Genomic DNA, 13,938 nt, shown 5'->3' with positions numbered 1-13,938 from the left:
AGGCCTTCATTTATGAATAGAAGTGACTTTGTAATTAAATGTATTTTGAAAATATAAGTTGAGTTATATAACAATATTGTTTAGCATCATTTTATAAATATTTGAATTTTTAGTGATAAATCGTTAACTTTGTAATGGAGTTGAATTTAAACTCTCTAATTTATGTTTAGAGTGATTCCTAAAAGTTAGAATATCGTTCTAGAATTGATTTCTAATTTTAAAAATAGGACTATGGACATCTTACTCAGAAAAATATGTAAAGTTTAAGTTTCTTATTTGTTAAGAATTTGTAAATAGAATTGTAGTTATGTAAATTTTGTGCTATTTTCAAGTAGGGACAAAACGGGATAGTTAAGAACATTAGCATGTTTTAACTTTATAATTAATTTACATATTTTTTACATTAAGAGTATTGCTTACTACTTTTTCTGAAAATTGTAAATATGTTCCTAAACCACTTGTCTTACGAATTAAAAATTTATGAATGTGATTGGTGACAATCGCTCAAAATGGAGGATTTTGAATGTTTAGTAAGAAAAAGGATAAGTTCATGGTTCAATTAGAAGAAATGGTATTCAACCTAGATCGTGCAGCAATTGAATTCGGAAAAATGGATTTCAATACACATTTAGATTTGAAAGCTTATTCTGATAATATTAAAACGTATGAGTCACACGGTGATGAATTAATGCACCAAGTTATTACTGACTTGAATCAAACGTTTATTACACCAATCGAACGTGAAGATATCCTATCTTTATGTAATGCAATCGACGATGTTTTAGATGCGATGGAAGAGACATCTGCTATGTTTGAGATGTATTCAATTGAATATACTGATGAATACATGGCTGAATTTGTTGAAAATATTCAAAAAGCAGTTGCTGAAATGAAGTTAGCAGTAGGATTATTAGTAGACAAAAAATTATCTCACATGCGTATTCATTCTATTAATATTAAAGAATTTGAAACGAATTGTGACGGAATCTTAAGACAGTCAATGAAACACATCTTTAACAGTGAAACAGATCCAATCACATTAATTAAAATAAAAGATATTTATCAAAGTATGGAAGAAATTGCAGATAAATGCCAAACAGTTGCTAATAATTTTGAAACTATAATCATGAAAAATAGCTAAGGGAGTCCTCATTTATGTCATATATTTTAATCGTCACGATAGCTATAGTTATATTTTCATTAGTATTTGACTTTATCAATGGTTTCCATGATACTGCCAACGCTGTAGCGACTGCTGTTTCTACTAGAGCTTTAACTCCTAGATCTGCTATTCTATTAGCAGCAATCATGAACTTTATTGGTGCCTTAACATTTACTGGGGTAGCTGGAACAATTACAAAGGATATTGTTGATCCATTTAAGTTAAAACATGGTCTAGTAGTCGTTTTAGCAGCAATTATTGCAGCAATTATTTGGAACTTAGTAACTTGGTTATATGGTATTCCAAGCTCTTCATCACATGCACTCATTGGGTCAATTGCTGGTGCTGCTATAGCCTCTCAAGGTTCATTTGCAGTATTACATTATCAAGGATTCACTAAGATAATTATTGTATTAATTATCTCACCAATCATTGCATTTTGTGTTGGTTTCATTATGTATTCTATCGTGAAGGTCGTATTTAAAAACGCAAATTTAACACGTGCAAATCGAAACTTTAGATTTTTCCAAATCTTTACTGCAGCATTACAATCATTCTCACATGGTACTAATGATGCTCAGAAATCAATGGGGATTATCACTTTAGCGTTAATCGTTGCGAATCTTCAAACTGGTTCAAGTGTAGAACCTCAGTTATGGGTTAAAATTGCTTGTGCCACTGCAATGGGACTTGGTACAGCAGTTGGTGGTTGGAAAATCATCAAAACAGTTGGTGGTAACATTATGAAAATTCGTCCGGCTAACGGAGCAGCAGCAGATCTTTCTTCTGCATTAACTATTTTCGTAGCATCATCACTACACTTCCCATTATCTACTACACATGTTGTGTCTTCATCAATCCTTGGTGTAGGTGCTTCTAACCGCGCTAAAGGTGTAAAATGGAGTACAGCTCAACGTATGGTTATCACTTGGGTCATTACGTTACCAATTTCAGCATTATTGGCTGGTATCGTGTACTTTATCATGCATCTATTTTTAAAATAAGAGATTTAACATAGCAATATTAAATATAAAGCCTTTTATCTTTGATAAGATTATAAGTAGTAAAATACCAACAAAATCAATGATTTTGTTGGTATTTTTGCGTTTTAAATAAATATGGCAGTAATGAATGTTTAAACGCTACATATGACATATACAACTATATATTGTTATTGATGTATTAGGGATAAAATTTAACTATAGTAAATAAAAAGAGAAAGAAGAATTGGCAAAAAAATACCACTTAAGACGGGTAGATGCCTTAAGTGGTTTAAAGTGAATTTATTAAATTAATGAATATAAGCGTAAAGTGATACTTCTGAAGCTGGAATTGTACGATAATCAGAGTTATATGGTCCGTTAGTGTAGTTCATTTCTGAGATTAAAATACTGCCGTCACCATTAACACGTTCAACATAAGCAACGTGACCGTATGGTCCTGGAGTACTTTGCATAATTGCACCTACAGTTGGATTATTATCTACTTGATAACCATCATTTGCTGCATTTGATGCCCAATATTTAGCATCTGACCAATAAGTGCTGATTGGTTTACCAGCTTGAGCACGTTTATCGAATACATACCAAGTACATTGACCTTTAGTATACAAGTTTTGGTGGTTAAATGAAGGTGAGTTATAATCATTGCCAGTTGACGGTGTAGCAGTACCACCTGCACCAGCGCCTGAACCACCATTAGGAATTTTTAAGGTTTGGTTAGGTGTAATTAAATAACCATTTAAATTGTTTGCTTTCATTAAAGCGTTAACTGAAACACCATATTTATTCGCGATGATGTTTAATGATTCTCCAGCTTTTACAGTATGTGTAGAAGCTGAACCTGTGTTTGAAGAAGCGTTTGAATTAGAGCTTTGTGAAGCACTTCCACCTACATTAATAACTTGTCCAGGGAACACCATGTTATTACTTAAATTATTATTTTGTTTAATGCTTTCTACTGAAGTATTGTACTTTTGAGCAATGCTCCATAAAGATTCTCCTGATTTAACTTTATGTTGAGTTGAAGCTTCAGCATCATGATGTGAAAGTACTGCGGCTGCACCTGAAGCGGCTGTTACTGCAAAGGCTAACTTTTTCAAAGTGACTCCTCCTTAAATGTAATTAAATTAATTTGATTGAGTTTAACTATGTAGACAATTGTCCCCACAAGTCTTAAATCATGAACCTAACTTTTTAATTACTTTTGACTATACTTTCTTATTACGTACCCAATACTAACAAAAATAATAGTCTTTGTGGGCTTTGTTATTATCTTGTAATATTGTTAACAATTTTTACGAAAAGTACATATAACTTCTATTAGTTGATTTTACAGTCTTTATAAGCTTTTTTGATTAAATTTAATTCATTAAAGTTTTATAAATTGTAATAAAGTAATATTATTTATAGATTAGTTTTCGGAAACTTCTTTATATTTAGAAAATAGTAAGTTAAACACTTTAGAATTTTTAAAGGTTATTGTAAACTTTTAGTTATTGAGAATTTTTTAGTATAAAAGGAGATTAAAAAATGTCCCAATCGACTCAAAGTACAGAAAAGTCACAAAATCACTCTAAAGATAAACACCAATCTCATGCTTATGGTAAGGTTTGGCTATTCTTTATGTACTATTGGATTATATTTGGCATTGGTTGTTATTTCGGTCAATACCTCCCTATGTCTTGGAGAAGACTACTATCTATAGCGTTATTAGTTATTTTACTGGCTACTTTATTTATTAAACGCGCACGTAAATATGGCCTTATTATTTCACATATATACGCTATTATTGTCGGACTACTTTCATATGCGATGTTTACTGCTTATCTACAAAATTTAGGTGCAGAAGTTTTTTATAAGAATATTTTACTTGCTATAGGCGCTTTTATTGCATTTGGTATTGTAGGGTATTTCTTAATTAATGACGCATCCAGTATGGGTAAATATTTATTTGTTACTTTAATAGCATTGATTATTGCTAGTTTAATAGGAATATTTATTCATAATCCTATATTCCATACTGTAATTACGGTTATTAGCTTATTATTGTTCCTATTGTATACACTTTATGATTTTAATAGGATGAAAAGAGGACAATTTTCACCTCGAGAAATGGGCTTTAATCTATTTATCAATTTATTAAATATCATTGAAGACATACTAAGATTAGCTAATCGCTTCAAAAATTAAATCTATAATGCTTAATATTCAAGATGTGGACGTGTTTGTTCCTAATGAGAGCATTTGAGTTATTGAATGACTTGATTATTGTTTGAATTATGGAATTCCGACGCCACATCTTTTTTTATAATGTATAATTAAATGGAATAGACACATAAAAAATAATTGAATATATATATAATTTCGCTTTTGATATAATTTTCATATTGTGTTAAATTGGCGTTTATTGAATGTGAACAATGGTTAAGTATTATTAATAGTAGGCTATTTAAAATAGGAAAAGAGGTAAAGTAATGTCACATTCCTGTTTGCATATACTCTCTAAGAACGAATATTCAACGACTCGATGCCAAGATGGGATACTTTTATTTTGGCCAATAGAGGGAAGTATGCATCTTCAACAATTCAGAAAGCAAAGAACGATAAATAATGAACTATATATTGTTAATAATATGGATGTTTTTGGAATCAATGACAATGGAACTACGCTAGAAATATACATTTCTAGTGATTGGTTTACAGAATTAGGGTATACATTTTTTGATTACCACTATACTGCTGAGTTGATTAAATCTACAAACGAAATTAAATATTTAATGGCTCAACTCGCATTAAATTATATTGATGGAAAGACTGAAAAAGAATATGAGCTCATAAATAAAATTGTTGAAATGCTTGCTCAGGAAGCGAGTATAGATAAAAAAATAGCCGAAGATCAATACATTTATGCCTTTTACGGTGACTTAAAAGATGAACTAGATTACATATATAATCATATGAGTGAAAGGTTAACCTTAAGAGATATATCGAACCAGCTCTATATATCAAAATCAAATTTATCTTCGCAATTTCATACTTTAATGGGGATGGGATTTAAAAAGTACGTTGATACATTAAAAATTAGTAAATCTATAGAAATGTTATTAACTACGAATAAAACAATTAGTCAAATTAGTGATGCACTTGGATTTAGTAATGCCTCGACTTATTCCAAGCAATTCAAGAATTATCTTAGTGTGACTCCTAATGAATATCGTACTATGAAAAAGTATGATAAGTACAATGGTTGTTCAGATGATACGGTGCCAGAGAATAAAAAAAGGCCATTAAAGAAACTTATTCGTTCTGTTATACCTAACGATGTTTCAGATATCTATGATGAAATTAGAATTGATGATGCGCAAATAGTAAATGCTTCTCCTTTTTATTCTGTCATTCAAATCAATACCATTGAAGAAATAAAGTTGCTATTTTTAGAGGGACTTTATCAGAAAATTGGTTTTAAAGAATCTAATATTATCTTTTACTTCATGCCTTATTTGTATGATTATTGCAAATCATTAACACAAAATGAAAAAAATTATATAAGCCAAACTATTATTGAAAATGATTTACATATTGCTTTTAATGTTAATGAAATTAAATATATAAATGATATAAAAGAGAGTTTTAGTACAAGTCTTAAGCAACTAGATAAGAAAAATCACAGTTGTGGTTATAATTATGAAATTCAATTTATTTTCAATTTAAACGAAAAAGATCTACGTAGTATTTATAGAGATATCTTAAAAATGCAGAATACACTATTAAATTACGCGATTGGTTTAGATATTAGTTGTATGATAGATGAGTCAGCGCGATTTAAGTCATTAGAAGCTCAAATTAAAAGACTCAAATTTGATTATCTCTATATAGATAACGCACAATTGACATCACCTTATTTAATGGATAGTAATGAAGGTCTTCTTTTGAAGAATGTTCTTCAGTTAAAACACTTGAGTTTAAATTTGGACCAATTTGATTTTAGTAAAGAAAACCTTATCTTTTTAAACTTAGTTAATCATCAATTGTTAAATAATGAAGAGATTGATTTAAGTCATAGTGCACCGCTCCTGTATCTGTCTGTAGCTAAACTAAAAGAGCATTTTTCAGGATATGGTTTAAATTTATTTTCACATCCGAATATATTTAATTCTGTTCATTTATTTGATGAGAATGGTTTTAAAACAACTTATGGATTAGTATTTAATGATTTAAGTTGGATGGTTAATCAAAACAAAGTTGAAAATGGATTCTATAATATTATTGAGCGCAACGATAGATATCTGCTCTATTTATACGATTGGCGAGTAGTTGAAAGTGAATCAAGCATAGATCACTTTAAGAATATTGATATTTACATTAATTTTGATGAAGAAAATCTTAAAGATGAATATATATGTATGATTGCTAAAATTGATAATGAAAGTGGGAACATCAATCATATTATTCCACCTAATTTACGCAATAAATATCAGTGGTCTACTAATTTCTTAATAAAAGTTGAAGATAATTTTAGACCGCATATAGAAATTTTTGAGCATGATTTTAATGAATCGCCATTAAAGCTAAGTTTGAAGTACAATTCGGCGTATCTTGTAAAAATCTATAAAAAAGATAACAAATTAAAAAAGTGTAACACAATTCAATTTAAATTTATTGGTAATTTTGACAAATGATTAAAAACAAATGTCAAAGACAATTATCCAGATATTTAGGATAATGTTACTATACATTGTCTACATATATTTGGAGGTGCGCGTCTTGAATGAACAGAAACTAGAAAAACTGCTAGGATTTTACAAACAATATAAAGCATTATCTGAATATATAGATAAAGAATATAAGTTAACGTTAAATGATCTTGCTGTACTAGACTTAGCTAGAAAGTATTGTTTAGATGAACAAATACTTATGCAAACATTTTTAAAAACAGCTATAAGTGAATTAGAATTGAGTAGAACAAAGTTACTAGTGTCAATTCGAAGATTAATAGATAAAGAAAAATTAAGCAAAGTAAGATCAACAAGAGATGAAAGAAAAATTTTTCTATATATGAGTGAAAAAAACTTGGATGTATTTAATGCTTTATTTGATGACGTTGAAAACTTTTTAAATATTTAATAAAGGGTGTCGATTTATTAATTATTTTAAATCGACACCTTTTATATGCTTATTCCATGTATATATCCTTGAGTATTTTAGCGTATGAAGACTGATATACAAATTAAAAAATGATTAGCACAAAGATGATATGAACTAAAAAATCGTCTTTGTGTTTTTTTATTTAATAGAGATAAGCAGAAAAGCTCAAATTCAAATAAGTATCACTTTAAAATATTGATATAGCAATGGTTTACCTCTGTTTATGAGATTTTACAAAAATTACTGCTAAATATATAATGAAGAACATAGAGTACGAAAGTGAGATGACATTATGGGACGTAAATGGAACAACATTAAAGAGAAAAAAGCCCAAAAAGATAAAAATACGAGTAGAATTTATGCCAAATTTGGTAAAGAAATATATGTAGCAGCAAAATCTGGAGAACCTAATCCAGAATCTAACCAAGCACTAAGATTAGTATTGGAGCGTGCTAAAACATATTCAGTGCCTAATCACATCATCGATAGAGCTATTGATAAAGCTAAAGGTGCAGGCGATGAAAATTATGATCACTTAAGATATGAAGGCTTTGGACCAAGTGGTTCAATGTTAATAGTTGATGCCTTAACAAATAATGTGAATCGTACAGCTTCTGATGTGCGTGCTGCTTTCGGTAAAAATGGCGGTAATATGGGTGTATCTGGTTCAGTTGCTTACATGTTTGATCATACAGCGACTTTCGGTGTAGAGGGAAAATCTGCAGATGAAATTTTAGAAACATTAATGGAACAAGATGTTGATGTGAGAGATGTCATTGATGAAGATGGATTAACAATTGTTTATGCAGAACCTGATCAATTTGCTCAAGTTCAAGATGCATTACGTGAATCTGGTGTTGAAGACTTTAAAGTGGCAGAATTTGAAATGTTACCACAAACAGATATTGAGTTATCTGAAGATGATCAAGCTACATTTGAGAAATTAGTGGACGCGCTTGAAGATTTAGAAGATGTTCAAAACGTATTCCACAATGTCGATTTAAAATAATGAAAACTTCTCAAGAGTGGATTCAAGAGCTTGCACTCATCGCTCATCCTGAGGGTGGTTATTTTAGAGAAACACTACGCGATGATACGCTTAATAGATCACCTTATAGCAGTATTTATTTTCTTTTAACACATGACAATATTTCCCATTTTCATCGCATTGATGCAGATGAAGTATGGTATCATCATGCTGGAGAAACATTAACTATTCACATGATTACACCAGAAGGTAAGTATCACAGTGTGAAACTAGGTCAAAATATATCTGATGGAGATCAGTTACAATATTGTGTGCCTAAAGGTACAATATTTGCTTCTTCTATCGATGATAATGAAGGTTATAGCCTTGTAGGATGTATGTGTCAACCTGCCTTTGAATTTGAACATTTCGAATTATTAAGACAAGACCAATTGATAAAGCAATATCCAGATTTAGAAAATATAATAAGAAAATATGCCGTATTATAGTAAACGAAGCCTTTAAATGGATTTAAATTTAATCCGTTTAAAGGCTTTTATATTAAAAATTAATTTTTTAGTAGCATATACATATTGCTATTTGGCTGAGCCAAATAGTTCTTTTGCAATATCTACAATTTATATATGTTTCTTCCATTGCTCTTCCTTAATTAATTAGTTTCCTTCTTAAGTTGGTGTAAAACCACATTGGGATTTTACACTCATTGATTAGAAAATCTAGAAAAATGTGTAGAGTTAACTTATTAAATCATAGTAATATTGTCAATTTTAAGTAAATTACATCAATTTATAGTAAAATAGTTTTAATATAATTTTGAAAATAAGAATGTAATAGTCATCAATCTAAAACATTAAGATGACATTAACTAACCAGTTTTATATAATGAAAATAAGGAGTTGGTGACTGTGAAAGTAAAATATATAGATAAACGTCACTGGCGTCGCCTGGTAGAGAGAGAGTATACAGAGGTTAAAGTTAATAATAATAGATTTAAAGGTATTATAGGCTTGGTCACGATGAAAAAGGTTCGTGAGCCTTTAGAGGTGACGGTAGTTGGACAAAACATAATAGTTGCGGATGACAATTATAGATGGTTGCAAATACTACCAGAAAAAAAGCGATATAGTATTACAGTCATGTTTGATGATAAAGGTAATCCGCTAGAATATTATTTTGATATTAATATTAAGAATATCACTCAAAAGGGAAATGCTCGTACGTTAGATTTATGTTTAGATGTGCTAGTGTTACCTACAGGAGAATATGAACTTGTAGATGAAGATGATTTGATGTATGCCTTACAAAATAAGCAAATTTCTAAGAAACAATACCACGAGGCTTATATTATTGCACATCAACTAATGATTGAAATTGAAGAGAACTTTTCAGAAGTTCAAGATAAGGTCATGCATTGTTACAACAAAATTTATCATAAATCTCTAAGAAATAAGCATAAACGTCCTTTTAAACCGAAAAATAAACGTAAACAGCACCGACGTAAAGCGAAGTGAATTCCATTAAAAGGATATGTGGTTGAAGGTTAATCAACTAAAGCTAAATCATCATAGCAAAGATTTAAGGATAGAAATATTTAGGGGGACGCTATGAAAATTGATGATTATCGTTTACTCATCACACTAGATGAAACAAAAACGTTACGTAAAGCGGCAGAGATATTATATATTTCGCAACCAGCAGTGACTCAACGTTTAAAAGCGATTGAGAGTTCGTTTGGAGTAGAAATTTTTATTCGTACAAAAAAGCAATTGATCACTACAACTGAAGGCGCTATGATTATTGATCATGCGCGTGATATGTTGAAACGTGAACGCTTATTCTTTGATAAAATGCAGGCACACATCGGAGAGGTAAATGGTACGATTTCGATAGGATGTTCGTCTTTAATCGGACAAACGTTACTACCCGAAGTATTGAGCTTATACAACACACAGTTTCCTAACGTAGAAATTCAAGTTCAAGTAGGATCTACTGAACAGATAAAAGCAAATCATCGCGATTATCACGTAATGATTACGAGAGGGAATAAAGTGATGAATTTATCTAATACGCATTTATTTAATGACGATCACTATTTTATTTATCCTAAAGATCGACGTGAGGATGTTACAAAATTACCATTTATAGAATTTCAAGCAGATCCAATATACATTAATCAAATTAAGCAATGGTACAATGATAATTTAGGTCAAGATTATCATGCAACGATAACGGTGGACCAAGTTGCGACTTGTAAAGAAATGCTATTAAGTGGTGTAGGTGTAACGATTTTACCAGAAATTATGATGAAGCATATTGATAAAAATATGTTTGAATTTGAGAAGGTTAGTATTGATGATGAACCTCTCATACGTTCAACTTATATGAGTTATGATGGAAGTATGTTACAACTGCCTCAAGTAGATTCATTTGTTAATTTAATGTTGAATTTTATTCGATGATTTTTTAGAAAGCATTTCCAATGAGTCTAATGAAGAAAAGTACAATTTAATAAAAGAATAGAGGTCAAAAAAATGTTTACAGCACTGTTTCATATCAAAAACTATAAACTGTTTGTTGTGAATATGATGCTACTCGGCATGGGTATAGCAGTGACTGTACCATACCTCGTCCTATTCGCTACAAAAGATTTAGGAATGACAACAACTCAATACGGTTTATTGTTAGCATTAGCTGCAGTAAGTCAATTCACAGTAAACTCAATCATTGCTAGGTTTTCTGATACACATAATGTTAATAGAAAAGTCCTAATTATTACTGCGCTGTTCATGGGAGCGGTAAGCTTTTCTATTTATTTTTATGTGCATCAAATATGGTTATTTATTGTTTTATATGCAATTTTTCAAGGTTTATTTGCCCCAGCAATGCCACAACTATACGCTTCTGCAAGAGAGTCAATTAATATCTCAAGCTCGCGAGATCGTGCAAAGTTTGCAAATACTGTGTTACGTTCCATGTTTTCATTAGGATTTTTATTTGGTCCGTTTATAGGGTCACAGTTAATTGAATTAAATGGATATACTGCATTATTTGGTGGAACGGTGGCTATTCTTCTATTCACCTTAGTTCTGCAAGTTTTTTTCTATCAGAATTTACCTGTTGAACACCAAATCTCATCACAACAACACGTGGAGAAATCAGCCCCCAATATGTTTAGGGATAAAGCGTTATTTATTCCATTTATCGCATTTATTCTCTTACATATTGGCCAATGGATGTATACGATGAATATGCCGTTGTTCGTTACAAATTATCTAAAAGAACGTGATAGTTATGTAGGGTATTTAGCTAGTTTATGTGCTGGTCTTGAAGTACCTTTCATGGTTATATTAGGTATTTTATCAGCTAAACTTCCAACACGAACGTTACTTCTAATTGGTTCCATCTTCGGTGGAGCATTTTATTTTAGTATCGGTGTATTTAAGAACTTTTATATGATGTTAGCAGGTCAAGTTTTCCTAGCTATTTTCTTAGCTATACTTTTAGGATTGGGTATTAGTTACTTTCAAGATATTTTACCTGATTTCCCGGGTTATGCCTCTACATTATTTGCCAATGCAATGGTTATAGGTCAATTATGTGGAAATTTATTAGGTGGTGTTATGAGCCATTGGGTTGGTTTGGAAAATGTCTTTTTTGTATCAGCGACATCAATTCTAGTTGGTATGATACTTATTTTCTTTACAAAAGATCAAATAATAACCGAAGAAGATATGGAGTAGATATAGATGACAGCAGTTTTATGGATACTTATTATCCTCATGTTTGTCTTAGCATTTGTAGGTTTAATTAAGCCAATTATTCCATCAGTGCTTGTCATGTGGATAGGATCTATCATTTATCAAATAGGTTTTAACGATGGACGTTTATCATGGATATTTTACGTAGCTATGATCATTTTCACTGTATTTATTCTTGTCGCAGATTTCATGATGAATAAATATTTTGTTAATCGTTTTGGCGGAAGTAAGGTAGGTGAGTATACGGCACTTGTAGGTGTTATAGTCGGGTGTTTCGTATTCCCGCCATTTGGCATCATATTAGTGCCGTTAATTGCAGTATTTGTTGTTGAATTATTAAACGGTTTTGATTTTAAGAAAGCTTTAAAGGTAAGTTTAGGCTCTGTTATAGCTTTTCTGGCTAGCACGGTGGCTCAAGCTATAATTATGGTCATGATGGTGATTTGGTTCTTTGTAGATGTGTTCTTAATTAATTAATTAATTTATGTTGAAAATAAAAGACTTACTTTCAGTAAAATTATCCCTTAGGAAGACTGAAAGTAAGTCTTTTTACATGCGTGTATTAGCGTCTCTATCATAGAAATGATGGTCGACATAGAAAGCAACAGGTGTAATTAAAATGAAGATAATAATAAATGTCCAATTACTTACATTAATATAGGGACCAAAGGCTAAAAATGACTGTGGAATAAAAAACACATAGAATAGGGTGATTAGTAGCAAAGCTATGACCCCGTATGTTAACCACCAGACCCAGTGTGAATTATTAAAACATTGCAATTGAACTGTCCTAAAACTCATCCATATAAACAAGAAAATGATAAAGAGACCAACGATTACAGTTATTGGAAAAGTATATAGATATAAATAGTTACTATCTCCTCCAATAAAAAAGCCAATGAACCCCTTTAGAAAGCAAAATATCCCTATTAAAAATATAAAATTATGATATATATACTTAAAAATGTTCTTAATTGTTTCGTTCGGTAGTGCTTTTATTTCTTTTTTAGCATGTGCTTTAGGATCATGATCAAAAAACTCCATTGCTAGCATGCCTTTATCTTCAGCACGAATCAAATGTTTCAAAATGCGATTTAACATTAGTTCTGAATCATGAGGATTCACACTTAAGTCTGCGCGAATATACGTCATGTAATTCTCAAATATTTCACGATCTGTGTTGTTAAGCCGTAATGATTTAACATTATTCTCCTTTGTTAATTGTGCTGTAGATTTCATGATAATTGATTTGCTCCTTAATTTTTAAAAGTAAAACCAAATAGACAGTTCATATTTATAAATGATATATATGACGTGTTATTATGACTAATAATATCATATAAGTGTTATTAATATCATTAACAATTGAGGAGTTCTTTATATGAAGAGAATTACTTTGGAAGATGAGGGTTGGATTAATGAAATTGCGACAATACATGAACATTTAATTTCAGAAAATGAATTAGATTATCAAGTAACTTCAACATCAATTGCATTAAGATATGAAATGATTATTTCAAGACTAAAATATGCAGATGATCATATTTTAATAAATGAATATGTGGGCAGTCTCAAAGGGTTTATTTGGGGGCATTATGAACCGCAGCTTAAAATAGTACAAATTGAAGTCTTGTACGTAAAACCAGACTTTAGAAGACAAGGAATTGCTACACATCTAAAACGCGATATTGAGCAGTGGGCAAATTTACTCGGTGCTATAAGTATTGAAAGTACAGTTAATAAAGATAACAGCGACATGATTAATCTAAATAAAGTTTTAGGATATCAAACATCGCATCTAAAAATGTCTAAAAATTTAAAGGGAAAAAATGAATAAATTAAAAAAGCATGTTAAAATAAATTGTATTTATAAGATTAAACAAA

14 protein-coding genes are annotated in these 13,938 nt (G+C 30.5%); 12 read left to right on the top strand and 2 right to left on the bottom strand.

Going from position 1 to position 13,938, the window contains the following annotated elements; genetic code table 11:
* Window positions 1-523 precede the first annotated feature (523 nt).
* Both V6C74_RS10090 and V6C74_RS10085 read left to right on the top strand, forming a co-directional pair.
* Entirely contained in the window at window positions 524-1,141 is a 618-nt protein-coding gene (locus V6C74_RS10090) for a DUF47 domain-containing protein (protein WP_002433514.1), read from the top strand.
* Between the two features lie 14 nt (window positions 1,142-1,155).
* Entirely contained in the window at window positions 1,156-2,166 is a 1,011-nt protein-coding gene (locus V6C74_RS10085) for an inorganic phosphate transporter (RefSeq protein WP_002452660.1), read from the top strand.
* Window positions 2,167-2,453: 287 nt separating this feature from the next.
* Here the strand turns inward: V6C74_RS10085 and V6C74_RS10080 are convergent, their stop codons facing one another.
* The gene (locus tag V6C74_RS10080; protein ID WP_002452661.1) at window positions 2,454-3,263 is read right to left on the bottom strand and encodes a CHAP domain-containing protein; all 810 of its coding nucleotides are present in this window, start codon (window positions 3,261-3,263) and stop codon (window positions 2,454-2,456) included.
* A 430-nt stretch (window positions 3,264-3,693) separates the two neighbouring features.
* On the opposite strand from V6C74_RS10080, the gene V6C74_RS10075 reads away from it, so the two are divergent.
* From V6C74_RS10075 to V6C74_RS10035, 9 genes are all read left to right on the top strand, one after another.
* On the top strand, window positions 3,694-4,353 hold the full coding sequence (locus V6C74_RS10075; protein WP_002452662.1) for a Bax inhibitor-1 family protein: 660 nt from the start codon (window positions 3,694-3,696) through the stop codon (window positions 4,351-4,353).
* Window positions 4,354-4,637: 284 nt separating this feature from the next.
* A complete protein-coding gene (locus tag V6C74_RS10070; RefSeq protein ID WP_016898360.1) occupies window positions 4,638-6,842 on the top strand; it encodes a helix-turn-helix transcriptional regulator in 2,205 nt (734 codons plus the stop codon).
* 85 nt (window positions 6,843-6,927) lie between these two features.
* Complete coding sequence (locus tag V6C74_RS10065) at window positions 6,928-7,287, top strand: MarR family transcriptional regulator (protein ID WP_002452663.1); 360 nt, start codon at window positions 6,928-6,930, stop codon at window positions 7,285-7,287.
* A gap of 313 nt (window positions 7,288-7,600) precedes the next feature.
* A complete protein-coding gene (locus V6C74_RS10060; protein ID WP_002452664.1) occupies window positions 7,601-8,317 on the top strand; it encodes a YebC/PmpR family DNA-binding transcriptional regulator in 717 nt (238 codons plus the stop codon).
* A complete protein-coding gene (locus V6C74_RS10055) occupies window positions 8,317-8,784 on the top strand; it encodes a cupin domain-containing protein (protein ID WP_016898359.1) in 468 nt (155 codons plus the stop codon). The genes V6C74_RS10060 and V6C74_RS10055 overlap by 1 nt, the downstream gene beginning before the upstream one ends.
* Window positions 8,785-9,201: 417 nt before the next feature.
* Window positions 9,202-9,807, top strand: a complete 606-nt coding sequence (locus V6C74_RS10050) for a DUF402 domain-containing protein (protein ID WP_002452666.1) — start codon at window positions 9,202-9,204, stop codon at window positions 9,805-9,807.
* Between the two features lie 93 nt (window positions 9,808-9,900).
* Window positions 9,901-10,755 carry a LysR family transcriptional regulator gene (locus tag V6C74_RS10045; protein WP_002452667.1) on the top strand — a complete coding sequence of 285 codons (855 nt, stop codon included), beginning with the start codon at window positions 9,901-9,903 and terminating at the stop codon, window positions 10,753-10,755.
* A gap of 72 nt (window positions 10,756-10,827) precedes the next feature.
* The gene (locus V6C74_RS10040) at window positions 10,828-12,036 is read left to right on the top strand and encodes a sugar efflux transporter (protein ID WP_002452668.1); all 1,209 of its coding nucleotides are present in this window, start codon (window positions 10,828-10,830) and stop codon (window positions 12,034-12,036) included.
* 6 nt (window positions 12,037-12,042) lie between these two features.
* Complete coding sequence (locus tag V6C74_RS10035; RefSeq protein WP_002452669.1) at window positions 12,043-12,531, top strand: DUF456 domain-containing protein; 489 nt, start codon at window positions 12,043-12,045, stop codon at window positions 12,529-12,531.
* 72 nt (window positions 12,532-12,603) lie between these two features.
* Here the strand turns inward: V6C74_RS10035 and V6C74_RS10030 are convergent, their stop codons facing one another.
* The gene (locus V6C74_RS10030; protein WP_002452670.1) at window positions 12,604-13,293 is read right to left on the bottom strand and encodes a DUF1129 family protein; all 690 of its coding nucleotides are present in this window, start codon (window positions 13,291-13,293) and stop codon (window positions 12,604-12,606) included.
* Between the two features lie 142 nt (window positions 13,294-13,435).
* On the opposite strand from V6C74_RS10030, the gene V6C74_RS10025 reads away from it, so the two are divergent.
* Window positions 13,436-13,891: an N-acetyltransferase gene (locus V6C74_RS10025; RefSeq protein WP_002452671.1), complete on the top strand. Its 456-nt coding sequence runs from the start codon at window positions 13,436-13,438 to the stop codon at window positions 13,889-13,891.
* Window positions 13,892-13,938 lie beyond the last annotated feature (47 nt).

Source organism: Staphylococcus capitis subsp. capitis, from assembly GCF_040739495.1.
In the GTDB taxonomy this organism is placed as follows: Bacteria; Bacillota; Bacilli; order Staphylococcales; family Staphylococcaceae; genus Staphylococcus; species Staphylococcus capitis.
Note: the sequence above shows the minus strand (reverse complement) of the source record. Positions and strands in the feature narration are given on the sequence as shown.

What these genes read in the sequence shown, in the direction of transcription:
- V6C74_RS10030 (WP_002452670.1), bottom strand. Translation starts at nt 13,293, where the DNA reads ATGAAATCTACAGCACAATTAACAAAGGAGAATAATGTTAAATCATTA.
- V6C74_RS10075 (WP_002452662.1), top strand. Translation starts at nt 3,694, where the DNA reads ATGTCCCAATCGACTCAAAGTACAGAAAAGTCACAAAATCACTCTAAA.
- V6C74_RS10070 (WP_016898360.1), top strand. Translation starts at nt 4,638, where the DNA reads ATGTCACATTCCTGTTTGCATATACTCTCTAAGAACGAATATTCAACG.
- V6C74_RS10085 (WP_002452660.1), top strand. Translation starts at nt 1,156, where the DNA reads ATGTCATATATTTTAATCGTCACGATAGCTATAGTTATATTTTCATTA.
- V6C74_RS10090 (WP_002433514.1), top strand. Translation starts at nt 524, where the DNA reads ATGTTTAGTAAGAAAAAGGATAAGTTCATGGTTCAATTAGAAGAAATG.
- V6C74_RS10045 (WP_002452667.1), top strand. Translation starts at nt 9,901, where the DNA reads ATGAAAATTGATGATTATCGTTTACTCATCACACTAGATGAAACAAAA.
- V6C74_RS10035 (WP_002452669.1), top strand. Translation starts at nt 12,043, where the DNA reads ATGACAGCAGTTTTATGGATACTTATTATCCTCATGTTTGTCTTAGCA.
- V6C74_RS10055 (WP_016898359.1), top strand. Translation starts at nt 8,317, where the DNA reads ATGAAAACTTCTCAAGAGTGGATTCAAGAGCTTGCACTCATCGCTCAT.
- V6C74_RS10060 (WP_002452664.1), top strand. Translation starts at nt 7,601, where the DNA reads ATGGGACGTAAATGGAACAACATTAAAGAGAAAAAAGCCCAAAAAGAT.
- V6C74_RS10040 (WP_002452668.1), top strand. Translation starts at nt 10,828, where the DNA reads ATGTTTACAGCACTGTTTCATATCAAAAACTATAAACTGTTTGTTGTG.
- V6C74_RS10025 (WP_002452671.1), top strand. Translation starts at nt 13,436, where the DNA reads ATGAAGAGAATTACTTTGGAAGATGAGGGTTGGATTAATGAAATTGCG.